The following is a 23,137-nucleotide window of genomic DNA, read 5'->3' on the forward strand; positions in this document are numbered from 1 at the left end:
ATCCAATCTATAAAAAAAGAGCGCAATCTTAAATAAAATTGCACTCTTTAAAGTGAAAAACATTTGATTAGCCAAGCTTACTATTCATTTGATCAATCTGGTTCTTCCAGTAAAAATAATGACCAAGCCAAATTACTATAAATATACCCGTATAAATCAACGTCACAGTAAGTAGGACCCCCCACTCTAACGGAAACCATTTTGCCCATAAACCTAAACCAAGGAAAGTCGTAATCGCCACAATAAAATGTAAACTACTAACAAATAACAAATTATCGCTTTTTTCATAAAACCAACCCAACACTGTATTAATACCTACAATCCCCACTGTAGCAATCATATTTCTAAATAGGAAAATGGGACTGATTAAATCATAACCCATTGCATCTGTGATGATCCAAGTGACAATAACCATGGCATTAGCCGATAAAGAGATAACAAGTAATAAAGTTAGTAATTTCTTTTTAATCATCTTAAACATGCCTCACTTTCTAAACAGGATATTTTTAATCTTCTTTGTGTAGGACCTCGTCGAATAAAGCTTCTCATCACTTTTCAGGTGAAGAATAATCCGGCCGCCAAACGTATATTCAAACCGTTTAACCCACTGTAAATTGACGATTTCAAACCGTGATATCCTTACGAAATGATTAGGGAGACGAGATTCAATTTCATAGAGCCTTTCTTGAACCTTTTGTTTTCCAGATTCAGTGTTGGCATAAACTGCTTTGTTTTCTGTAAAAAAGAAATGAATTTGATTTAATTCGATCGGCGAAAAACTTGATCCTTCTTGGGTAATAATCATATTCGACGGAAACGGATCCTCAAATAGCTGACTGACTTTATCCACATAGGAATGATGCGATTTAGTCCGTAAAATCGTTAAGTCATCAGGCAAAGAATCATCGTACTCAACTTTTAATTCCATCAACTCATCCTCTCTCTGAAAATCGTTTAATTAAGTGGTTAATTTAATTCACATTATATAAAAGGCAGGAATATAACGGAAGGCAATTCAGATGAAATGTCCATTTGAAGTGACGAAATGCAAAGTGATTCTGATGAAGATCCTTCTATCATAATTAAGTAATCCAATCAGTAAATAAAATCAGTTTACAACTTGCGTTTAGTTCCAGTTAATGGAATAATTTTGTTTAAGTACTAGTAGTCGAATGGGAGTGGATCATATGGATAACAAGAATATGGGGATAACCTTCACCACGACGGGGTTTATGTTTCTCATGTTATCGATTGTAATAGAATCACCGAGCATTTTATGGGGATTTTTACTTGCTGTAAGTATTGTTTTGAATCTTGTAGGCACAGGGTTAATCGCGAAATTTCTCAAGGAATCTAAAACAAACACGAGTCAGTAAATGGCTCTGATAACAATCTATACCTAAAGAGCAAAGGAGAAACGAGATGGATCACGCAGCTTTGTCCCAACGATTTAAACGATTTGCCGAAGAATGCAAAAGGTCGAGTGAATTATATGAGTATCTTTCGTTAGAAATAGCTTCAGATGAACAACTACTTGAACTATCAACCTATGCAAGAGACGGGCAACCAAAACCAAATATGCTATTTGGAGCTATTCATCACCTGTTATTACAAGGTGTGGATCATGAGTTAGAGAACTTTTATCCCAACATCACCAAACAACCTAAAAACAGCAAAGACTGCTTTCCTGTTTTAAAGGATTTTTGCACAGAGAATCGAGACCAAATTATAGACCTGCTCAGCAGTAAATTAGTACAGACAAATGAAGTGAGACGTTGCGCTTATCTTTACCCAGTATTTCATTATGCTTACCAGCAGGTGAATAAGCCCTTAGCCATGATCGAAATCGGAACCAGTGCAGGCTTGCAATTAATGTGGGATCAGTTTAGCTATTCGTATGGGAGTGATGAGGTATATGGGGATGTTGATTCAACCGTACATATTACATCAGAAGTAAAAGGTGAACTGCCGGAAATACCGAAGTCAGCTCCTCCAGTCACAAACAAAATAGGCATCGATTTAAACATTACTAACCTTAATGATGACGAAGAATCTAGCTGGCTTAAATCCCTTATTTGGCCTGAACATATCGAGAGATTAAAGCTCTTTGACCAAGCTGTTGAACTATTTAACCAACAATCAGTTAGCCTGATCGAAGGTGATGGCATATCCATGTTTGAGAACATCGTCAAAGAAATACCTGTCGATCAAGCAATATGTATTTTCCACACACATGTGGCAAATCAAATACCTAGTGATCGAAAGCATGAATTATTAAACAAGATTAAGCAATTAGGCAAAGAGAGAGAGATGTTATTCATGTTTACAATAATATGTGGGATCAAGCCTTGCACCTTGATTACTGGATCAATGGTAAGGAGACTAAGCTAGTTGTTGGCGATACAGATGGTCATGGTCGTTGGTTTGAATGGAATCTGGTTGAGGTATCTGAGGAGAGCTAGATTCACTAATCTTTTTCGATTATAAAGACTTTGATAAATACAAAGAGGCATAATAGTCTAAAATGAAAAAAGCCACTCGATTATAATCTAAGTAGTTCCGTTTCTGTGGAGAAATTACTAACTAACACACTAAATAGCAGACCAATTTTCATATGATTAGGATATAACACTTTAATTAACATACGAAATCGCAACCCCAATAACAGAATGACAATAGCTGTTGTCAACTTACTAATTACAACCTTAATTAGTATGCTATGTTGATTTCCATTAACCAAGTAGGTAATTGTAATTTAAAGTTAAAATAAATGTGGAGCTTGTGAAGGATTGTTCTTAAACTAACGGAGCTGTAGAGTGAAACAAGGTTATTATAGTTTCGTGTAAAATTGTAAGTATAGTTAATTTTATAAAGGGAGAATGTTTTATGAATAAAGAGTTAGGAACTAGTCTCGCTTTTTTGCTAGCAGCAATACTTATATTTTCATTTGTATTGGTGGGGGGAGCTAGTTTTATTATTGCAGGTATTCTTGTACTTATGTCAATTATTTTATTCTGTGTTTTTTTAAGAAAACACTATTCTTTAGATTTGTTTATGATAGCTTTAATTTTTATAGGGTTAATCACCTTATTTGCGATGATTTATGTAGCTATTATCTATGCTTCTTTCATCTTATTTCATCCTTAAATGCGAGTGTTAAAGTTATGGTTAGTCTAATTGTACTAATGGAACGTAATCTTTAAAAAAAGATTTATCTTTTTTGCTAGTTTATGAAGTGAAAGGTTAATATTAAAAGGGGAGAATCGAAGTGGTGAATACGTTAATTTTTATACCTGCTCTTATATTAGTGACTTATTTAGTTTTTCTTTTGGTTAGAAAAAGTAATACGTCAGGAACAAAATTTATGTTATTGGGACTTAGTATTCTTTTATTAGGTGGAATTATTGCGGTTGATGGAAATTCAGATTTAGGCGGATTTGAATACTTAATCGTATTTATAGGATTAATATTATCAGTTGTAGGTTTTGGAAAAGACAATTAAAAAACTTCAAATAACTGTGACGTTAGTTTAATAAGAACTAGGTATTATTTTAAGAGGAATGACTACTTTCTGATAATGAAGTTGCTCTATTTTTTATTGTTAAAATTGCATTAGTTTTTACACTTGATTTTGCAGGTCTTCAATGATTATTGAAGACCTACAAATTGGGTTGCATTATCCTGTATAAATAACGACTTAAAACACAAACAAATGCTCATTTTTTATTACATTTTTATAATTTGTACTCCACAGTGGCTTTTCCGCAATTTATTTCGTATTCGTAAATCCACCATCAATACGAATCACATCACCATTCACATAACCAGCATTAGATGTCAGTAAAAACGTCACGAGTTCTGCGACTTCTTCTGGTGTACCTAAACGTTTTTGTGGAATACCTTGTTCAGCGTTTTCTTTCATTTGTGGGTTATTGTCGAAATACTGCTTAACCATCGGCGTTTCAGTTGGGCCTGGCGCAATCGCATTCACACGAAGACCATCTTTCGCATATTCAGCAACCATACTCTTCGTCATACCCACAATGCCATGCTTCGTAGCGGAATAGGTAACGACAGTATCTTGTCCGATCACACCTGCGCTTGATGAAGTATTCACAATCGATCCGCCGCCGTTTTTCACCATGACATCTGCTACGTAATGCATGCCATAAAGGGCACCTAATAGGTTAATGCCGACGATCTTATCAATTTCTTCAATATCTGTATCTAAGAAATACTGTCCACTTCCAGAAATCCCAGCGTTATTAAAGAAATAATCGATTGATCCAAATTGTTCAACGGTTTGATCAACATAGTTTTTGACGTCTTTTTCTTTCGACACGTCCGCTTTAATAAAGGTTGCATCAGCTCCCGCTTGTTTGACGACTTCTACAGTTTCCTGTCCACCTTCTTCATCAATGTCGATGACCGCAATATTAATGCCTTGTTCTGCTAGCTTTTTCGCAGTTGATTGACCTAAACCACTGCCACCACCAGTAATAATAGCTGTTTTACTCATGATTATACCTCCTCTAAATGACTCTATAATTAGTATTCCTTTATTTTGAAGATCTAAAACAAAGTGAATCAGTTAGTTGTGACGAATATATGAAGCGTTTAGTTATTTCGAGCGCAAAATTATAACTACTTGGGATTCATTTAATATGGTACAATTGCACAAAATGAATATCCATTTTTTAACTGGAATTGTTTTTATGATGAGTAGGATTGTATTTGGTCCATAGGAAGGAAGATTGGCTTGAAACTATTATCAAAGGGATTGTTTAGAGGGCTAATACCGCTTGTTTTATTATTCATAATTTCTTTATGGAATTGGATGCAAGGGCAAGTAGAGGAATCAAGTGTCTTCTTCTTTTATGGTGTCATTGCTTTTTTCTTAGGTCTGAGCAGTGTCATATATGAAATCCCTCAATGGCCATTTTCAAAACAAATCCTGGCTCATTATGGGGTCATGCTGGTCACGGTTTTTCCAACTATACTTTTTAGTGGTTTTTATCCTCTGAATTCCGTTACAGATTTAGCAAGGATTTTCTTGGAGTTTAATACGGCAGGAATTATTTTGTTCGTCTCAACATACTTCGCTTTTAAGCTGATTAGGAAATTTAATCATGTAAAAACAGAATGAGTTTGTTATTGAACAATCGAGAATAGCATATTTAACTACGAAATAAGGTTTAAGTAAGGAGGGATTTTGATGATGGTTGTAGCACCTTTCTTAATGGCTTTAATACCAGGGATTATTGTATTGACACTCACGTGGTGGTTCAATAAAAAAGAGTTTCATCAAATTATAAGGATATTACCCGGAATCTTACTAATTATAGCTGCTGCCATTCTCTTCTATATCGGTTTTGTTCACATTAGAGGTTTCGAAGGGGCAGCTTATGGCTTTCTGAGTTTCTTCTTAATTATTTTTGCTATGATATCTTTTACAATCGGTAATAAGGACACTGCTAAACGGTAGTTAAGCAGTGTCCTAACGAGTGCGCTAATTGAAGAAAAGTGAACATTTCCGCGAAGAAGGTTGCCCTCTTTTGTAGTTCAAATCGCATTAGATTATGATGAATTTTTCCAAAAGACTATGTCATCAAAAAAAGAGGAAAGCACTCAGCTCTCCTCTTTCAAATCAGTCTATTCAATTCGACACCGAAAACGCCTGGTCTTCTTTGATGCCTTGATGTTCTTGAAATTCATCTAGTAACGCTCGAACTTCATCAGTCGATTCCGTCTCCATCAACTTGTTTCGAAGTGCACTTGCGCCGTGAAAGCCTTTGACATAGATTTTGAAAAAGCGACGTAACGGTTTAAATATACGTGGTTCAAGCTCTTCTGAATACTTATCATGCAAATCCAATTGCAACCTTAATAAATCCAGTAACTCTTCGCTCGTGTGTTCTTCCTTCTCTGTTTCAAATGCGAATGGATTATGGAAAACACCACGTCCAATCATAACCCCATCCACGCCATATTTTTCAACAAGTTCTAAGCCTTTTTGTCGATCAGGAATATCTCCATTAATCGTTAGTAACGTATGAGGTGCTACTTCATCACGAAGCTTCTTAATCTCAGGGATTAGCTCCCAATGCGCATCATAGTTACTCATTTCCTTTTTCGTACGTAAATGAATCGATAAGTTCGTGATATCCTGTTCAAACAAATGCCTTAACCAATCATGCCATTCCTCGACATCTGTATAACCTAAACGCGTCTTCACGCTAACGGGAATGCCACCTGCTTTAGCCGCTTGAATAAGATCAGCCGCTAACTCAGGCTTGCGAATGAGGCCACACCCTTTGCCTTTAGTTGCCACATTCGGTGCTGGGCATCCCATATTAATATCAATGCCACGATAGCCCATCTCAGCCATGCCAATACTCATTTGCCGGAAATATTCAGGCTTATCGCCCCAAATATGTGCCACAATTGGTTGCTCATCTTCCGTAAATGTTAGACGTCCCCGCACACTCGCACGACCTTCAGGATGACAATAGCTCTCTGAATTCGTAAACTCCGTAAAAAACACATCCGGCCGAGCCGCTTCACTAATCACGTGACGAAAAACGACATCCGTCACCGCTTCCATTGGAGCCAACACGAAAAACGGCTTCGGCAACTCATGCCAAAAATTATCTGTCATCATGCTTCGAACCCTTTCCTTGCAATCTCATTTATAAAAAAAGTCATTAATGATCTCTTTACTAAAACCATTATATACTTTAATGGGTTCAGGATTAAAGTGCAAGGGAAAAGATTCTCACATGTGTTTATAATTAGATTTCGTCTATGTAAGTATTAGTATTTCTGCTTTAAAAACCAAATTGACAAACCGACCACTGTTAATGTGAGTAGAGCTAAAATCGCTATATAATCTCTATATAACTCAAAAGACACAGCTTCTATATAATCATTATAAAGCTCAATCAATAACCAACCAATCGGAAAAATCGGAATAGCTTTATTTGCAGCTTCTGATCGTATTTTCTTCCCTCGATCATCCTTGGATTCAGATCCCCACTCGAACTTTTGATGAACATATAACGCTATGATAAAAAATGGTACTATTATGACTAGTAAAAAAGACATAATTTGTCCTCCTCGCCACTAGTTTTAAAGATATACGAAAGTTATTCAAAAAATAATTAACTTTTCACACACTATCATCTCATATTTTTTCATCTTAATTGATAAGAAAAGAACTTACTACTTCTTTATCTTCGTAGATCTGTTGAAAATAAGTGTGGATTTTTAATAAACGAATAAGCACTAAGATATTGAAACCGCATATATAATAATAAATGCTATAATCACAAACACTAAGATAAAAGCAAGAACAAAAGCAACAAGAAATGATCTCCATGAATATCCTTTAAACTCCAATTTCGTGGATGCTCGGTCGACTTTCCTAATATGTATAATCATGCTAATATTAATGACCACAAGAAATAATGTTAATAAAAAAGCCCAGATGATGATATCCATCTGAATATAATAATTTTTTGAACCATGATAAATATACGCTTGGAATAACATTAACATACTAACTAATAAGTTCGTGAAGTGTCCAATTTTTCGTTGCTTTTCCCACTCATCACCCAATTTTTGTTGTTCATAGTTTGCTACTCGATTAAAAATAGGAACCAATGACTTTATCGGTTGCTTTTTTATAAAACCCACAATTGATTGACTCAGTAATGAAACACCTAATACTAGAAAAAATAAAGTCATCCTCATATCTACTAAAGTTACTAATACTACGAAAATAGCCATTAGTAATATAAATAAAGCATTTGTTACGAGGATTTGTTTTGTTCTCATTTGTTTCAAATCTGATTCTGGCAAATACATTGAAATTCTCCTCACTAAAAAACATCTATTCCTATGCTAGTTGCTTCACGGTCATTCAAGCTTCAGTTCATGTTCATTAATTATTGCTATATTTACACTATTTTATCATAAATATCCAATAGAGATTTTATTAAATTACAAATTTTATTTTTTAAATTTCTGCGCGAACAGTGATAGGTTTGAATACAAGGTAAGACCAGAAAGAAAACTTGAGATTAATATAAAAAATAGGGAAGCAATCATAAAATGAAAGCTTCCCTATTTTTTGATTTATTGTGTCCACAAAAGTATTCGTGCCTAGCTACAGGTTTCTTCAATGATCATCAACTTACTTTATCCTTTTGAATTAGCCTTGTAACACTCTCCACATGACTAGCCTGAGGGAACATATCAACTGGTTGAATTTCCTGTGTTTCATAACCACTATCCGCTAAAATTGCTAAATCGCGTGCTAACGTCGATGGATTACAAGATACATAAACGATTCGATCTGGTTCCATATCGACCATCGCCTGGAGTAGCTTTTCGTCACAGCCTTTTCGTGGTGGGTCAACGACGATCACGTCAGGGTTAAGTCCTTGTGCTTTCCACCATGGCATGACTTTTTCCGCTTCGCCTACGAAGAAGTCCGCATTGTCGATATGATTGCGTTTGGCATTATCTTTCGCGTCATCAACGGCTTGTGGGACAACTTCGACACCGTACACTTTTTTCGCATGCTGGGCTAAAAACAGTGAGATCGTACCAATACCACAATAAGCGTCGATGACTGTTTCTTTACCTGATAACTGTGCATATTTTAGTGCTTGGTCGTAAAGTTTTTCAGTTTGCTCTGGGTTCACTTGGTAGAATGATTGTGCTGAGATTGCAAATTCTAAATCGTGAATGCGATCAACAATGACGTCGTTACCCCAAAGTGTGTGGGATTTGTCACCCATGATGACATTGGTTTTGTCTGCATTGATATTTTGGATAATACCTTTAATACCGGAATGAAGGGCCTTAATTTTTTCAACGAATTCTTTTTGTTTAGGCAGATCCTTCGTCTTCGTCACGATGACAACCATCATTTCGTTCGTATGGTAGCCTGTGCGTAAAACTATATGACGAATCACGCCTTCATGGGTTTCTTCGTCATAAGGTTGGATGTTTAACTCATCAATAATATCTCGAATGCCGCGAACCACTTCATCATTCGCATCGCTCTGAACAGGGCAAGTATCCATATCAATAATATTATGCGTTCGTTTTTGGTAGAAACCTGTAATGACTTTACCATCACGCTCGCCTACTGGGATTTGGACTTTGTTACGATAATTCCATGGTTCGTTCATCCCAATTGTTGGATGAACAGGGACATCAGGCATTTGCGCGATTTTTTTCATCACGTCTTGGACTTGGTCTTGTTTCATCGTTAACTGACGATCATACGTCATATGCTGGATTTGGCAGCCGCCACATTTATAGAACACATCGCATGGTGGCTCGATTCGATGTTCACTCGTGTCATAACGTTCAATTAGTTTACCGAACGCTAAGTTTTTCTTCACTTTAATGACTTTCACTTTCGCTGACTCGCCTGGCAAGGCATATGGCACAAAAATTGGGTAGCCGTCTAACTTTCCGACGCCTTCCCCTTCGTGTGTTAAATCACTAAACGCTAAATCTATATATTCATTCTTTCTCACTGGCGCATTCGTTTTTCCCATGGTCACCCGTCCTTCTATTTAACTTGCTTCTATTATAGCTAAAACTTGATGCGCTTAAAAGTTAAAGTCCTTATTGCTAAATATGGTGTGCATACTATAATCGCTGATAAAAGTTGAATTTCGATGATACACTATCAATTTTCGCTGATGAATGGCGCTTTTTCGCCGATTGATCACACTATTTCGCTGATAGAGTGTCAAATTCGCTGATAGAACGATCATGATCACTGATTACAATAACAGTTTCGCCGATTAGACTATAAACAAGGACCATTCATGACGAAAAAAGAGACCCTCCATTAAGGCCTCTTTAATCTTCAGGTAAAAAGAATTCTATATGTCGGTATAAATTTTCAAATGTACCAGGTAATTGTCCACCATATTCACCGTCTAGATTGAGCTGCACATCATCCTTAGCTTCAACGGTGATGTGTTGGGCGCGTTTAAAGATAATATGGTCATCATGAATATGATTGCCTCTTAATGCTTTATTGGCGATCATGACAAATTCAGCAATATTAGTAGATTTCATAATTAGTAAATCAAAATAACCATCATCCATTTCGGCATCTGGTGCTAACTTTTCAAAACCGCCAATTGAATTCGTATTGGCAATTAAGAATAGCATGATGTCACCTTCGAACACTTCTCCATCATACTCAATCTTCATATGAGTCGGGCGAATGGATGGTAACATTTCGATTCCTTTTAGATAATAGGCAAGTTGTCCGACAGCTGTTTTTAATTTACTTGGAACTTCGTAAGTTAATTCTGTTAATTTACCGCCGCCTGCAATATTCATAAAATGCTTATCATTTGCACGACCTATGTCTAACTTTTTCGAATAACCATTTTCGATAATGCTCATCGCTTGATCAACATCACGTGGGACACGAATCGCACGTGCAAAGTCATTCGTCGTCCCCATCGGAATAATGCCTAACTTAGGGCGATGTGATTGTCTTGCAATACCATCGACCACTTCATTTACGGTTCCGTCTCCGCCTGCTGCCACTATGACGTCAAATTCACGCTCGCAAGCCAGTTGAGCAGCATCCATCGCACAACCTTCTCCAGTTGTAGCATGAGCTGACGTTTCGAAACCTGCTTGTTCTAACCGTGCCAATACGTCTGGCAAGGCTTTCCGCATCGCCTCACGACCTGAAGTCGGATTATAAATGACGCGTGCCCGCTTAATTGACATAGTTTCACCTTCATTCCCCATATGTTTTCAACCAACATTAATCCACACAGTTATAACCACTCTAAAACTTCTAGTCGATTACCAAATGGATCATGAACATAAATTCGGTTGGCACCAGGTAACTTATCATCTACAGCATAAGTCACCCGTTTTTCATCTAAGTGGTGTTTAAATGCGTCTAAACCTTTAATTTCAAATGCTGGATGTGCCTTTTCTGCAGGATAAAATGGTTCTTCCACCCCAACATGTAACTGCTGGTTACCAAAGGCAAACCAGACACCACCATTGGCTTTTAACGTTTCAGGTTTGTCCATTTCTTGAAATCCTAAAACACCTGCAAAAAATTCGCGCGCTTCATCTTCTGAGTCTTTCGGTGCTGCTAATTGTACGTGGTCAATACGTTTAAAAGTAAACGACATATGACCACCTCCTCTCACCTTAATTGAACTTTAACGTTTATCCATTTCTTCTAAGATGATCTTGTTAACCATTGGTGGATTGGCTTGTCCCTTCGTTTCTTTCATCACTTGACCAACTAAGAATCCAAGTGCTTTATCTTTACCATTCTTATAATCTTCAATTGATTGTTCATTATTGTCTAAAATGCCCGTAATAATCTCACGTAATTGATTCTCATCAGAAATTTGTACCAGACCTTTATCTTTAACGATTTGTTCTGGGTCTCCACCGTTTTGAACAAGCTCTGTCACAACCTTCTTCGCAAGCTTCGAGGATAAAGTTCCTTCTTCGATTAAATCGACCATCTTCGTAAGGGCTTCAGGTGTAATCGGTAGCTCATTTAATTCCAATTGTTGCTTGTTCATATAAGCAGAAATATCACCCATGAGCCAGTTCGTTGCTTGCTTAGCATCAGCACCATGCTCAATTGTCGCTTCAAAGAAATCGGACATTTCTTTCGTGTTAGTTAGGACACTCGCATCATACTCGTCTAAACCGAGATCATGCACGTAACGATGACGGCGAGAGTCAGGTAATTCTGGAATCGCCTCACGTACGCGCTGCTTCCAGTCCTCATCAATATAAAGCGGAATCAAGTCTGGCTCAGGGAAATAACGATAATCATCAGAGCCCTCTTTAACACGCATTAACACCGTTTCTTTCGTCTTTTCATCATAACGGCGTGTTTCTTGTAACATTTCGCCACCTTGGCGCAAGACTTTTTCTTGGCGTTTTTCTTCGAATTCAAGACCTTTTTGAACAAAGTTAAACGAGTTTAAGTTTTTCAACTCTGTTTTAACGCCAAATTCATCTTGGCCATATGGACGTAGTGAAATATTGGCATCACAACGAAGTGAACCTTCCTGCATTTTCACATCAGATACGCCTGTAAATTGAATCAAGTTACGTAGTTTCTCTAAGTAAGCATATGCTTCTTCAGGTGTACGAATGTCTGGTTCAGAAACGATTTCAACCAGTGGGGTACCTTGACGGTTATAGTCAACGAGTGAATAACCATCGTCACCGTGCGTTAATTTACCTGCATCTTCCTCTAAATGAAGACGGGTAATACCAATTCGCTTCGTCTCACCATTCACTTCTATTTCAATATAACCATTTTCACCGATTGGTTGGTCAAACTGTGAAATTTGATACGCTTTCGGATTATCTGGATAGAAATAATTTTTACGGTCGAATTTCGTATCTGTCGCAATATCGCAATTAAGTGCCATCGCAGCTGTCATCGCGTAATTGACTGCTTCCTCGTTTAGAACAGGCAACACACCAGGATAGCCAAGGTCGATTGGGTTGACGTTGCTGTTCGGATCATCACCGAACGCGTTTGGACTAGGACTGAAAATTTTCGATTTTGTTTTCAACTCAACGTGGACTTCTAAACCAATGATTGTTTCAAAGTTCATGACTTGGCACCTCCTAGTTGTGGTTGTTGTTTATGATGATCCGTTGCTTGTTCATAGGCATGTGCCACTTTATATACTGTTGCTTCATCGAAATGTTTGCCGATGATTTGTAAACCAACTGGCATATCATTCTCCGGATGGAAACCGCATGGCACTGAGATTCCTGGCACACCAGCAAGGTTGACTGGAATCGTCATAATGTCGTTTGCGTACATCGTTAATGGATCATCAATTTGATCACCGACTTTAAATGCCGTTGTCGGTGCGGTTGGACCAATCACGACATCGTAGTTTTCAAAGATTTGATCAAAGTCTTGCTTAATGAGCGTACGAACTTGTTGTGCTTTTTTATAATAAGCATCGTAATAGCCTGAACTCAAGGCGAATGTTCCGAGCATAATACGACGTTTGACTTCTTCTCCGAAACCTTCGCTACGAGATTTCTTGAACATATCCATCATATCTTCTGCATTTTCAGCACGCTGTCCGTAACGTACACCGTCAAAACGTGCTAAGTTAGCTGATGCTTCTGATGAGGCGATCATATAATAGGTCGCAACGGCATATTCCGAATGCGGCAGTGATACTTCTTCCCAAGTCGCACCTTGTTGTTCTAAAATACTAAGGGCTTGGCGAACACGGGCTTGGACATTCTCATCCACACCATCACCAAAGTATTCTTTCGGGACAGCGATTTTCAACCCATTAACATTACCTGTTAGAGCATCGCTATAATTCGGAACCTCTACATTCGCACTTGTGGAATCCATCTTGTCTTGTCCAGCAATGACTTCTAAAATTCGGGCGTTATCTTCTACGGTTCTCGTTAATGGTCCGATTTGGTCTAGAGATGATGCAAAGGCTACTAAACCAAAACGTGATACGCGGCCATATGTAGGCTTCATACCAACAACACCACAATAAGAGGCTGGCTGACGGACAGATCCACCTGTATCAGAACCAAGCGCAAATGGTACTTGTCCTGCTGCAACAGCAGCTGCTGAACCACCACTTGATCCGCCTGGTACATAATCTGTATTCCATGGATTACGAGTCGATTGCATGCTAGAGTTTTCTGTTGAAGACCCCATCGCAAATTCGTCCATGTTTAATTTACCAATGTTAATGGCTTTCGCTTCTGATAACTTTTGGACGACTGTCGCATCATATAATGGGTCATCTAAATTCGATAAGATTTGACTTGAACATGTCGTGCGAATGCCTTTCGTTACGATATTATCTTTAATACCAATCGGCATACCAAATAGCGGTAATAATTGATCGTTAGAATTTGCTTCATCTAATGCTTTCGCTTCGTTCAAAGCATTCTCTTCATTCAAGGTCACGAACGCTTGAATCTCATCATCAGTTTCACGAATACGATCATAAACTGCTTGGACGAGTTCTGTTACTGTGACATCTTGATTGTTTAGTTTCTCTTGCAACTGTTTAATAGATAGATCTAAAACAGACATCGTTTATAACCCTCCTCTTAATCCAGAATTGATGGCACACGAAACTGCCCGTCTTTTTGATCAGGCGCATTTTTCAGTGCGTCTTCTTTTGAAATCCAGTCTTTCGGTTCATCTGCACGCATGACATTTTTCATATCTAATACGTGTGTCGTTGGCTCAACGTTTGTTGTATCGAGCTCATTTAATTGCTCAGAAAAGTCGATGATCGCACTCAATTGCTCACTGTATTTCTCTGCTTCTTTCTCAGAAATAGCGAGACGAGCGAGATCAGCAACGTGTTTAACCTGGTCTTTTGAGATTTTCGACATCCGTTACACCTCCGTACATATTTCACTTCACAATACTATTCATCATAGCAAATTTACCGTTATGATGGCAATATTTTCACCACGCTTATTATACCATTTATTACCCGGGAAATATGTGGTGATTTGTAAGAAAAAGTCGAGCCTGCTTATTTATCTGTCGAAAATTTTATTATGAAAATTTTCTGATTTATGTGACACAAGTTGTTTTTTATTTTATACTATTATTTAGACTTACGAAGTATTTTGAGGAGGTTTTCAAATTATGGCTAATCGATTAACACGCCAAGAAGTACCAACAGAACAGACATGGCGCTTAGACGACCTATTCACATCGAATGCAGAATGGGAGAAAGCGCTGAACGACTTAACAGATCTAACACCTAATGTGACACAATATAAAGGAAGGTTACACGAAGGGGCTGATGTACTAAAAGCTTGCCTTGATGCCCAAGCAGAACTCCAAAAGAACATGATTCTTGTTGGAACGTATGCCAATTTACGTTCATCTGAAGACGGAACAAATCCGGAAAATCAAGCGATGTCAGCAAAAGTATCCTCGACATTTGCTAAGATTCAATCAGAACTAGCATTTTTCAATTCTGAAGTCTTAGCATTACCAGATGACACGATTGAACAGTATTTACAAGAAAACGATGAGCTGAGAGTCTATCAGAACACATTAGAAGACTTACTAAAACAAAAACCATATACCCTAGCACCTGAAACCGAAGAAGTACTTGCTTCATTAGGCGAAATCCACTCCGCTCCTTATATGATTTATCAGCGAAGCAAATCATCGGATATGGATTTCGGATCCTTTACAACAAGTGATGGAACTGAATATACCAATTCATTTGCATTATACGAAGACGAATATGAAATGTCAGCTGACACTGAGGTTCGTCACAAAGCCTATGACTCATTCGTGAACACTTTAAAACAATATGAAAATACTTATGCCGCAACATACGCGACACAAGTCAAAAAAGAAGTTGCACTTGCGAAAGCACGTGGCTATGAATCTGCGACGCAAATGTTGTTACAACCACAAAAAGTAACGGAAGAGATGTATCACAACCAACTTGACGTCATTCAAGAAGAACTCGCGCCTGTGATGCGTCGTTTTGCGAAACTCAAACAAGAAGCATATGGATTAGACAAACTCCATTTTGCTGATCTAAAAGCACCTTTAGATCCCGAATTCAATCCTGAATCATCTTATGAAGACGTCTCCGAGACAATCTTAGAAGCGCTAAAAGTAATGGGACCTGAGTACACAAGTATTATTGAGCGTGGTCTAAATGAGCGTTGGGTCGATTATGCTGATAACGTCGGTAAATCAACAGGTGCATTCTGCGCAAGCCCTTACGGTGTTCACCCGTATATTTTATTAACCTTTACCGGCCAAATGCGTGGTGCCTTTACATTAGCACATGAACTCGGACATGCAGGCCATTTATATTTAGCTAATGAAAACCAACACCTCTTCAATACACGTCCGTCGACTTACTTTATCGAAGCACCGTCGACGATGAACGAATTATTATTAGCTGATCATTTACTAGAAAATACTGATGACCCTCGCAAACGTCGTTGGATTGTACTACAACTATTAGGGACGTACTATCATAACTTTGTCACACACTTGCTTGAGGGCGAATTCCAACGCCGTGTTTACGCTCTAGCAGAACAAGGTGATCCGTTAACAGCGAGCACATTAAAACAACAAAAAGGTGAGACGCTCCGTAACTTCTGGGGTGATGATGTTGAGATTGATGAAGGCGCTGAGCTCACATGGATGCGTCAGCCTCACTATTACATGGGCTTATATCCATACACGTATTCAGCAGGCTTAACCGCTTCAACAGCTGTCTCACAACTCTTCAAAGAAGAAGGCCAACCTGCCATCGATCGCTGGTTAGAAGTATTAAAACTTGGCGGCTCGAAAACGCCACAAGAGCTTATGAAATATGCAGGTGTTGATATGACAACGCCAGAACCGATTAAGAAGGCTGTTTCATACGTCGATTCACTTGTGACAGAAGTCGAAAAGAGTTATCAAACACAATAAACTAACAAACACGCCTACTTGTGCAAATCAGCCAAGTTAGGCGTGTTATTTTATCGTCTTTCGATTTCATATCCTTTATCTTCTAATAACGATCTTATATTATCCTCACCAAAAAAATGCATCAAACCGACCGCAACCATAATTGTTTCACCATCACGTTCTGTTACAATTTCATCAATACGATCTGCCATTTTTTCATCACGTTTAAACAATAATTCATTTAAATATGTTTCCTCATGTTCAGGGTTATCAACGTCCTCTGGCACGACACGTTCATAATCAAGCAACTCTTCCTCACCAGCTCGGAAAGCTGTCACAGATCTCTCTAACATCTCCTCGGAATCCATTTCTTCATTTTGTTTAAATACTTGTTCTAACACATACGTCTGATAATCCAAATCTCTTGCCCGCACAGACGTTAGACGTTCTCCGTAATTTTCCAAGGCCATTGATTCGGTTTGATCATCTAACACATTGTCATATAAATAATTCTCGACACCGAGATTATAGTCGTAGTCTGATTCCATAATCATCAGCTCGTTATATAAATCTTCCACTACCCAAGGCTGAAACTGGTTCAACATACCATAATCAATTCCTCGGTATTCTGCTACATCTTCTAACTCATCATGGTACTCAGCATCAATATGCTCGTCTAATTTATGTCCAGGTGGCAAACGCATATGTGGTCTTTGTGCTGCCATCAAGGCTTGTGTATTCTCTTCAGAGCTATTATCAATCTCCGTTAACAATAAATCTGTATGATCCATTGCACTCTCGATTTCATCACTAAGTGGATACATGTCCTCTACCCCAATATGAGCTGTCCCTAAGAAATAAATCTGGTTCCCATCATGTTCTGTTTCCCAGAAAAACCCTTCACTCTGTTCAGGAACCACTACATCATCAACCTCCACCGCCTCCTCAGATTGACACCCCATTATCAGTGCGATGGCAATCATTACACTCCATAATATTGCTCGTTTCACAATCTCACTCCCCCACTCACACTTTAAAATCCTATGATTACTTTATTTTACATGATTGAAGTATATAAAAGAATGAAAATTCAATAATTTTATATTAAAATAGAACTTATACTTCTAGAATAAAGGCGGTTTTCAAATGAAACGCGTTGCAGTATCCCATAGTGGCGGAAAGGATTCGATGTTAGCCTTACACCGAATGTCGAATAGAGATGATGTAGTGATTGATCGGATCATCGCCACCATAAATGAAGATAATTTTCGTATGAGTGTTCATGAAACTCCCGAATCGTTACTTGATCTCCAAGCTGAGTCACTAAATTTACCACTTCAAAAAATCTATCTTCCAACAGCACCCTCGAACGAGGTCTATTCAAAACGGATGTTAGATAGTTTTAAAGAAGCAGAACGTGACGGTATTTCTCATATCGTTTTCGGCGATATTAACTTGGCAGACGTGCGTGCTTTTCGTGAAGGTCAATTAGAAGAAGTATCACTTGAAGCGATCTTTCCACTTTGGGAACAATCGACAACTACGTTAATTAACGAATTTTTAGCATTAGGTTATGAAACATGGATAACAACCATTGACCCAAATCGAGTTCCTAAAGAATTTTTAAGTGCACGATTAGATCAAACAACGTTAGAAGCACTGCCAGACTCTATTGATCCATGTGGTGAAAACGGAGAGTTTCATACCTTCGTTGTAGATGGCCCATTATTTAATAAAGCATTACCTGTTCAGTTAAGTGAAACAATTTCTGAAGGGACGTTTTATACGTATAAGGATGTATTAATGATCAATTCATGATCATAAGTGCAGGATTTTATAACTTAAGATACGAAATAGTTACGAGAGTCATAATAAATATTTAAAACAGGAGTGAATCATGTATGGTCGGAGTTGAACTAGATATGGTTGTAAGTGACAGTTTAGAAGCTTTAAAAGTATATGAATACATGTTTGACCTTGAGGAAGTTAAAGCAACGAACTTACCCAAAGGTCAGAACGAAGTCTTATTCACACTATACAATATGCAATTTCATTTATTAGATGAAAATCGTGAGGCGTATTTAATTGCACCAACACCTGAGGATCCTAAGACGAGTTGGGTCAATGTAACCGTTGAGGATATCAATAAGACCTATCAGTTTGCAATGGATCAAGCATGTACCGAAATCCAACCAGTGACAGAAATGGCTGATATGGGTATATCCAATGCGATTTTCATGGATCCATTTGGTTATGTGTGGATGTTACATGAAGTGCATGAAGAAACAACCTTTGAAGAACGTGCAGCTATGTGGGAGAATTCTCAAGAACAATAATATCACCCCCAATAGCGTTGCTTTTATTTTGAAGACCAACAAATTAAGACCCCCAATTCATTCAAAAGTATCTTTGAATAAATTGGGGGTTACATAATTAATAAACTTCTATAATTTGATCACCAACAACCTGGCTTTTTCCTCACTCATACAATAGATCTGTTACTGACTTGTTTCCGTTCGTTTATGTTCGATCCCGTCTAACCGCTTCAATAAACCGACACCAAACTCTTGAGACACTTCCAGATTTTCGTTATAAATACTATTGGTAGCTTCATAGGCTGATGAACCATGCTCCGAAAAATCCAAACCAGTGACTTCTTCCTCGCGCGAAACTCTTATAGCACCTAAACGTGTAACAGCATACAACGCGGTTCCTGTCGCGATCGACGTCCATAGAATCACACTTAGTACACCTATAAGTTGTGTCGTGAGCAATGCAACACTCCCGGAATAAAACAAGCCACCTTCGACTGCAAACAATCCAACAGCTAATGTCCCCCATATTCCACAAATACCATGAACAGTAATAGCACCAACAGGATCATCAATTTTCAGGATGCGATCAAAGAACTGAACCGCTTCTACTAAAATAATACCTGCAATAAACCCAATAATAATCGCTCCTATAGGTGAAACATTCGCCGTCCCTGCCGTTATACCAACTAAACCAGCTAAAGCGCCATTTAACGTTAACGTGGCATCGATGGTTTTAAATTTCATATAAGAATAGAATCCTGATGCTACAACACCAGCTGATGCAGATAATAATGTTGTTGCGATGACAGAAGGTACTAAACTCGTATCTGCTGCTAATGTACTTCCGCCATTAAACCCGAACCAACCGAACCATAAAATAAAGACACCTAATGCACCAATTGGTATACTATGTCCTGGAATCACGTTCACTTTTCCTTTAGCATATTTGCCAATTCGAGGACCTAATACTAATACGGTCATCAAACCACCTACTGCACCAGTTAAATGAACGACAGATGAGCCGGCAAAGTCGACAAAACCTAAGTCGGATAACCAACCGCCACCCCAAATCCAGTGTCCAACGACAGGATAAATAACCCCTGTCATAAATAATGTTAACATCAAATATGAGCTTAGCTTCATGCGTTCTGCTACAGAACCTGAAATAATCGTCGCACACGTTGCTGCAAACATCGCTTGAAACACGAAGAATCCAATTTGATCTGTATGTCCTTGCAATAAAAAGCCAGATGTTCCAATGAATCCACCTAACGTATCACCAAACATAAGCCCATATCCAACTAAGAAGTATAAAACCGATGCAATAGATATGGTCATCATATTCTTCATCAAAATATTTAACGCATTTTTGGAACGCGTGAACCCTGTTTCCACCATCGCAAAGCCTGCGTGCATAAAGAATACAAGAAAAGCTCCCAACATCATCCACGCCATATCAATTGAATCCACAATTGGCGCCAACTCTTGGCTTGTTGTCGCAAATGTGGTCACGCTTGGAATTAATAGTAATACCATTAAGATTAAACTAATTTTTTTAATCATCTCGTATTCCTCCCTTTATTGTAATGCTTCTTTGCCCGTTTCACCTGTTCGAATTCGGTAAACATCTTCAACAGCTGACACAAATATTTTGCCATCACCCACTTGATCCGTTGAACAAGTTTTGGAAATGATCTTTGCTGTGACATCTACATCTTCATTATCAACAACTAATTCAACTTTCACTTTAGGATACAATTTTATTTCATACTTATTTCCTCGAAACACTCCTTCCTGACCTTTTTGCTGACCACAACCAGCCACCTCTGAAATCGTCATACCATTAACGCCATGTCGATCAAGCTCTTCACGAAGTTCTTGAAATTTTTCTGGACGAATAATTGCTTCAAGTTTCTTCATAAGTAACCTCCTTAATTTATGTTAACTTTCTTAACACCAAATGTTATTAATATACATAATATAATTAATAATCAGAAAAATCAAGTGGTTTTCTGAATTTTATGTTAGGAAAGTTAACACAAAAAAATCGCCGAGCCTTTTCGACTCGACGATTTTTATATTTATTGGATTGCTTCACTCACATCATATTGTGATAAATCTAAATCGATCTCTTCACCTAATGACAAATCGGCTAAAACTGAACCGAGATAAGGACCTGCCGTCAGTCCTGTTGCGCCAAGTCCATTAGCGACAAATAACCCTTCATAGCCTGGCATCGGCCCAATAATCGGTAAAAATCCAGGTGTATAAGGGCGAAAACCAACACGCGTTTCTAATATCGAAGCATCTTCTAAGCCAGGTGCAATGGTTAGCGCTTTATCTAAGATATCGCGAATAGCACTTGCTGTTGTTCGATGATCAAACTCAGCATAGTCAGTCCGCGTAGCACCTGCCACAATGCGACCGCCTGCAAATGTTAACAAATAACCGTTGCTAGGTGGCATGACAACTGGCCAATCACCCGTGTCTTCACCGACTAAATCCAAATGAACAATTTGTGCACGTTGTGGTGTCACTTCATAATCAATACCGACTGGTTTGACTAATTGTTTCGACCAAGCACCCGCTGTATCAATAACTTGATCAACTTCAAGAATCTCACCTTGAATACCGACTTTTTTAATTTGATTGCCCTTAGCGACGAGCCTTGCTTCACCTGTACGAATGGTCGCACCATAATGAATGGCACCTGCTAATAGAGCATCGCGCATTGCACGACCATCCACTCTTGCACCACCACTAACATAGACGCCACCGTATTCCTCAGAAATAGGTGGGAACATCCCGCGCACTTCATCAGGTGTTAACCGTTTAATCTCCCCTATTTCTGGTGCATCTTCTTTTCGTTTCTCTGCACGTTCTACCATTTGATCTAGTTTATTTTCATCGGTATGTAGACTAATGGTACCCACTTGTTTATAACCTGTCTTGCGCATACCGTTCGCACGTAATTGGTCGACAAGGTCTGGGTAATAGCGCGCGCCTCGCTTGACAAGTTCATACCACGCTTTATTTCGGCGCTGTGACAACCATGGGCAAACGATTCCTGCCGCTGCGTCAGTCGCTTGACCTTCATCTTTTCGATCAATTAGTGTCACGTCTTCACCTTTTTTGGCTAAATGATAGGCGGTTGAAGCACCTAGTATACCACCACCGACAACAACGGTTGTCATAAGCTCATTCCTTTCTTTTCATCAGTTAAAATGGTTTTGTAATCATTAATATTATAATAACAATAAATAGTGTGTTTTCGAAATATTCAACAGTGTATAGTCTTTGAGCTAATCGATCATAATCAGCTGGAATCGCGTCTCCTGTCGCATCTGCCAACAATTGTTTAATTGGCTTCGAATACCATTTTAAAACAGTCGGCCCCATAGCTAAAGCGATCAAATATAATATGAGGCTGACGACATACCACCCTTGTTGAAATAACGTTGGATTTAATGCACCCATCCAAAGACCTGTCACAAGAAGCAATGTCCCACCTACCATAACAAAGTAGTGCAGTTGACGTTTGACTTGATAGCCGTGTCTCAATTCAGCTAATGTTTTCGCCGATTTCGTCACCCGCGTTAAAACGAATCCAGGTCCCATTCCAATAATGGCAGAAATGATATGTATAAGGACTAAACTTTCATATAAAGCCACGGGAACACCTCCAAGGTTATTATAGCGTGAAAACACCCATTGTTCGTGACAAATCATGACAACAAGCGTACAATTTCAAGTAACAAGGAGTGATCCATATGCAACAATTGATGTTTGAAGAAAAATGGGACAAAACAATTGCAGAAGAGGACCGAACATGGATCAAATCACAATTTGAAAACCTATCGTTTAATGATCACTCAGGAATAAGTTTCACTGTATTAAATCACGCTTTTAATCATCGTCATCATTTACTCGTGACTGCTCTTGTTCATAATTGTACGGATCAACCTGTGACAATTAAAAATCAATCTATGACGTGGGGTACTCAAGCGACAGGCACATTTACACTCCCTATTGAAATAGATGCCCACCATTCCATGCCGTGGACATTTATTTTCACTGACTATGCAAGCGAAATCGATCAAAATGCTACACTAAAAATGATCGGTAATAACTAAATGACGCAACCTTTTTCGCATTTGCATCAAGCTTGTGTGATTTTGGCGCAAGACGATTAAAGTTTGACGCAAGGCTTATGAAATTTGAATCAACACCCCTCATTTTTGGGGCAAACGTCACATATTTTGGTGCAACGACGAATAAAGCATAAAAACCTCTCAAAGGCTCGCTCGCCCTTGAGAGGTTTTTTACTAAT

26 protein-coding genes and 1 pseudogene are annotated in these 23,137 nt (G+C 38.4%); 10 read left to right on the forward strand and 17 right to left on the reverse strand.

The genetic code is table 11. The features are described from left to right. Nucleotides 1-67: 67 nt before the first annotated feature. Together FHR85_RS04980 and FHR85_RS04985 are read right to left on the reverse strand one after the other, a co-directional pair. A complete protein-coding gene (locus FHR85_RS04980; RefSeq protein WP_167261734.1) occupies nt 68-472 on the reverse strand; it encodes a DUF3021 family protein in 405 nt (134 codons plus the stop codon). Nucleotides 473-484: 12 nt separating this feature from the next. Then, nucleotides 485-928 (reverse strand): LytTR family DNA-binding domain-containing protein, encoded by a 444-nt coding sequence (locus tag FHR85_RS04985; protein ID WP_167261736.1) that lies wholly within the window; start codon nt 926-928, stop codon nt 485-487. Nucleotides 929-1,187: 259 nt separating this feature from the next. Between FHR85_RS04985 and FHR85_RS04990 the strand changes: the two genes are divergently transcribed. The 4 genes and pseudogenes from FHR85_RS04990 (at nt 1,188) to FHR85_RS05005 (ending at nt 3,502) form a co-directional block, all read left to right on the forward strand. Further along, entirely contained in the window at nt 1,188-1,376 is a 189-nt protein-coding gene (locus tag FHR85_RS04990; RefSeq protein WP_167261738.1) for a hypothetical protein, read from the forward strand. A gap of 46 nt (nt 1,377-1,422) precedes the next feature. Next, nucleotides 1,423-2,462 (forward strand): annotated as a pseudogene (locus tag FHR85_RS04995) (DUF2332 domain-containing protein). Between the two features lie 424 nt (nt 2,463-2,886). Beyond that, on the forward strand, nt 2,887-3,147 hold the full coding sequence (locus FHR85_RS05000; RefSeq protein WP_167261740.1) for a hypothetical protein: 261 nt from the start codon (nt 2,887-2,889) through the stop codon (nt 3,145-3,147). A 124-nt stretch (nt 3,148-3,271) separates the two neighbouring features. Then, complete coding sequence (locus FHR85_RS05005) at nt 3,272-3,502, forward strand: hypothetical protein (RefSeq protein WP_208379609.1); 231 nt, start codon at nt 3,272-3,274, stop codon at nt 3,500-3,502. A 267-nt stretch (nt 3,503-3,769) separates the two neighbouring features. Here the strand turns inward: FHR85_RS05005 and FHR85_RS05010 are convergent, their stop codons facing one another. After that, nucleotides 3,770-4,519: an SDR family NAD(P)-dependent oxidoreductase gene (locus FHR85_RS05010; protein ID WP_167261742.1), complete on the reverse strand. Its 750-nt coding sequence runs from the start codon at nt 4,517-4,519 to the stop codon at nt 3,770-3,772. A gap of 240 nt (nt 4,520-4,759) precedes the next feature. Here FHR85_RS05010 and FHR85_RS05015 point away from each other — a divergent pair, with 240 nt between their 5' ends. Further along, nucleotides 4,760-5,146: a DUF3021 family protein gene (locus FHR85_RS05015; RefSeq protein WP_167261744.1), complete on the forward strand. Its 387-nt coding sequence runs from the start codon at nt 4,760-4,762 to the stop codon at nt 5,144-5,146. Nucleotides 5,147-5,215: 69 nt separating this feature from the next. Next, complete coding sequence (locus tag FHR85_RS05020) at nt 5,216-5,485, forward strand: YesK family protein (RefSeq protein ID WP_167261746.1); 270 nt, start codon at nt 5,216-5,218, stop codon at nt 5,483-5,485. A gap of 171 nt (nt 5,486-5,656) precedes the next feature. Here FHR85_RS05020 and FHR85_RS05025 read toward each other — a convergent pair whose 3' ends face one another. The 9 genes from FHR85_RS05025 to gatC all read right to left on the reverse strand — a co-directional run bounded on the left by FHR85_RS05025 (nt 5,657) and on the right by gatC (nt 14,442). Beyond that, a complete protein-coding gene (locus FHR85_RS05025) occupies nt 5,657-6,658 on the reverse strand; it encodes a tRNA dihydrouridine synthase (RefSeq protein WP_167261875.1) in 1,002 nt (333 codons plus the stop codon). 155 nt (nt 6,659-6,813) lie between these two features. Next, on the reverse strand, nt 6,814-7,104 hold the full coding sequence (locus tag FHR85_RS05030) for a hypothetical protein (protein ID WP_167261748.1): 291 nt from the start codon (nt 7,102-7,104) through the stop codon (nt 6,814-6,816). Nucleotides 7,105-7,284: 180 nt separating this feature from the next. Then, nucleotides 7,285-7,866, reverse strand: coding sequence for a hypothetical protein (locus FHR85_RS05035; protein WP_167261750.1), 582 nt, complete (start codon nt 7,864-7,866; stop codon nt 7,285-7,287). Between the two features lie 323 nt (nt 7,867-8,189). Further along, nucleotides 8,190-9,575, reverse strand: coding sequence for a 23S rRNA (uracil(1939)-C(5))-methyltransferase RlmD (gene rlmD, locus FHR85_RS05040; RefSeq protein WP_167261752.1), 1,386 nt, complete (start codon nt 9,573-9,575; stop codon nt 8,190-8,192). Between the two features lie 310 nt (nt 9,576-9,885). Beyond that, on the reverse strand, nt 9,886-10,773 hold the full coding sequence (locus FHR85_RS05045) for a diacylglycerol kinase (protein WP_167261876.1): 888 nt from the start codon (nt 10,771-10,773) through the stop codon (nt 9,886-9,888). 56 nt (nt 10,774-10,829) lie between these two features. After that, nucleotides 10,830-11,198, reverse strand: coding sequence for a VOC family protein (locus FHR85_RS05050; protein WP_167261754.1), 369 nt, complete (start codon nt 11,196-11,198; stop codon nt 10,830-10,832). Nucleotides 11,199-11,228: 30 nt separating this feature from the next. After that, nucleotides 11,229-12,659, reverse strand: a complete 1,431-nt coding sequence (gatB, locus tag FHR85_RS05055) for an Asp-tRNA(Asn)/Glu-tRNA(Gln) amidotransferase subunit GatB (RefSeq protein WP_167261756.1) — start codon at nt 12,657-12,659, stop codon at nt 11,229-11,231. Beyond that, nucleotides 12,656-14,134: an Asp-tRNA(Asn)/Glu-tRNA(Gln) amidotransferase subunit GatA gene (gene gatA / locus FHR85_RS05060; RefSeq protein WP_167261758.1), complete on the reverse strand. Its 1,479-nt coding sequence runs from the start codon at nt 14,132-14,134 to the stop codon at nt 12,656-12,658. Before gatA ends, gatB begins: the two co-directional genes overlap by 4 nt. A 17-nt stretch (nt 14,135-14,151) precedes the next feature. Further along, nucleotides 14,152-14,442, reverse strand: a complete 291-nt coding sequence (gene gatC / locus FHR85_RS05065; protein WP_167261760.1) for an Asp-tRNA(Asn)/Glu-tRNA(Gln) amidotransferase subunit GatC — start codon at nt 14,440-14,442, stop codon at nt 14,152-14,154. Between the two features lie 262 nt (nt 14,443-14,704). On the opposite strand from gatC, the gene pepF reads away from it, so the two are divergent. Beyond that, nucleotides 14,705-16,513: an oligoendopeptidase F gene (gene pepF, locus FHR85_RS05070; protein WP_167261763.1), complete on the forward strand. Its 1,809-nt coding sequence runs from the start codon at nt 14,705-14,707 to the stop codon at nt 16,511-16,513. A gap of 50 nt (nt 16,514-16,563) precedes the next feature. Here the strand turns inward: pepF and FHR85_RS05075 are convergent, their stop codons facing one another. Then, on the reverse strand, nt 16,564-17,502 hold the full coding sequence (locus tag FHR85_RS05075; RefSeq protein ID WP_167261765.1) for a TraB/GumN family protein: 939 nt from the start codon (nt 17,500-17,502) through the stop codon (nt 16,564-16,566). Nucleotides 17,503-17,638: 136 nt separating this feature from the next. On the opposite strand from FHR85_RS05075, the gene FHR85_RS05080 reads away from it, so the two are divergent. Beyond that, entirely contained in the window at nt 17,639-18,310 is a 672-nt protein-coding gene (locus FHR85_RS05080) for a Dph6-related ATP pyrophosphatase (RefSeq protein WP_167261767.1), read from the forward strand. An 83-nt stretch (nt 18,311-18,393) separates the two neighbouring features. After that, nucleotides 18,394-18,828: a VOC family protein gene (locus FHR85_RS05085; RefSeq protein WP_167261769.1), complete on the forward strand. Its 435-nt coding sequence runs from the start codon at nt 18,394-18,396 to the stop codon at nt 18,826-18,828. A 162-nt stretch (nt 18,829-18,990) separates the two neighbouring features. Here the strand turns inward: FHR85_RS05085 and FHR85_RS05090 are convergent, their stop codons facing one another. The 4 genes from FHR85_RS05090 to FHR85_RS05105 all read right to left on the reverse strand — a co-directional run bounded on the left by FHR85_RS05090 (nt 18,991) and on the right by FHR85_RS05105 (nt 22,479). Further along, entirely contained in the window at nt 18,991-20,370 is a 1,380-nt protein-coding gene (locus tag FHR85_RS05090; protein WP_167261771.1) for an ammonium transporter, read from the reverse strand. Between the two features lie 15 nt (nt 20,371-20,385). Further along, nucleotides 20,386-20,727, reverse strand: a complete 342-nt coding sequence (locus FHR85_RS05095; protein WP_167261773.1) for a P-II family nitrogen regulator — start codon at nt 20,725-20,727, stop codon at nt 20,386-20,388. 161 nt (nt 20,728-20,888) lie between these two features. Beyond that, nucleotides 20,889-22,001, reverse strand: coding sequence for an NAD(P)/FAD-dependent oxidoreductase (locus tag FHR85_RS05100; RefSeq protein ID WP_167261775.1), 1,113 nt, complete (start codon nt 21,999-22,001; stop codon nt 20,889-20,891). Between the two features lie 25 nt (nt 22,002-22,026). After that, on the reverse strand, nt 22,027-22,479 hold the full coding sequence (locus tag FHR85_RS05105) for a DUF2269 family protein (protein ID WP_167261777.1): 453 nt from the start codon (nt 22,477-22,479) through the stop codon (nt 22,027-22,029). A gap of 98 nt (nt 22,480-22,577) precedes the next feature. On the opposite strand from FHR85_RS05105, the gene FHR85_RS05110 reads away from it, so the two are divergent. Continuing rightward, entirely contained in the window at nt 22,578-22,940 is a 363-nt protein-coding gene (locus FHR85_RS05110; RefSeq protein ID WP_167261779.1) for an SLAP domain-containing protein, read from the forward strand. Nucleotides 22,941-23,137 lie beyond the last annotated feature (197 nt).

The organism is Alkalibacillus almallahensis (assembly GCF_011761495.1).
GTDB classification, from domain to species: Bacteria; Bacillota; Bacilli; order Bacillales; family Alkalibacillaceae; genus Alkalibacillus; species Alkalibacillus almallahensis.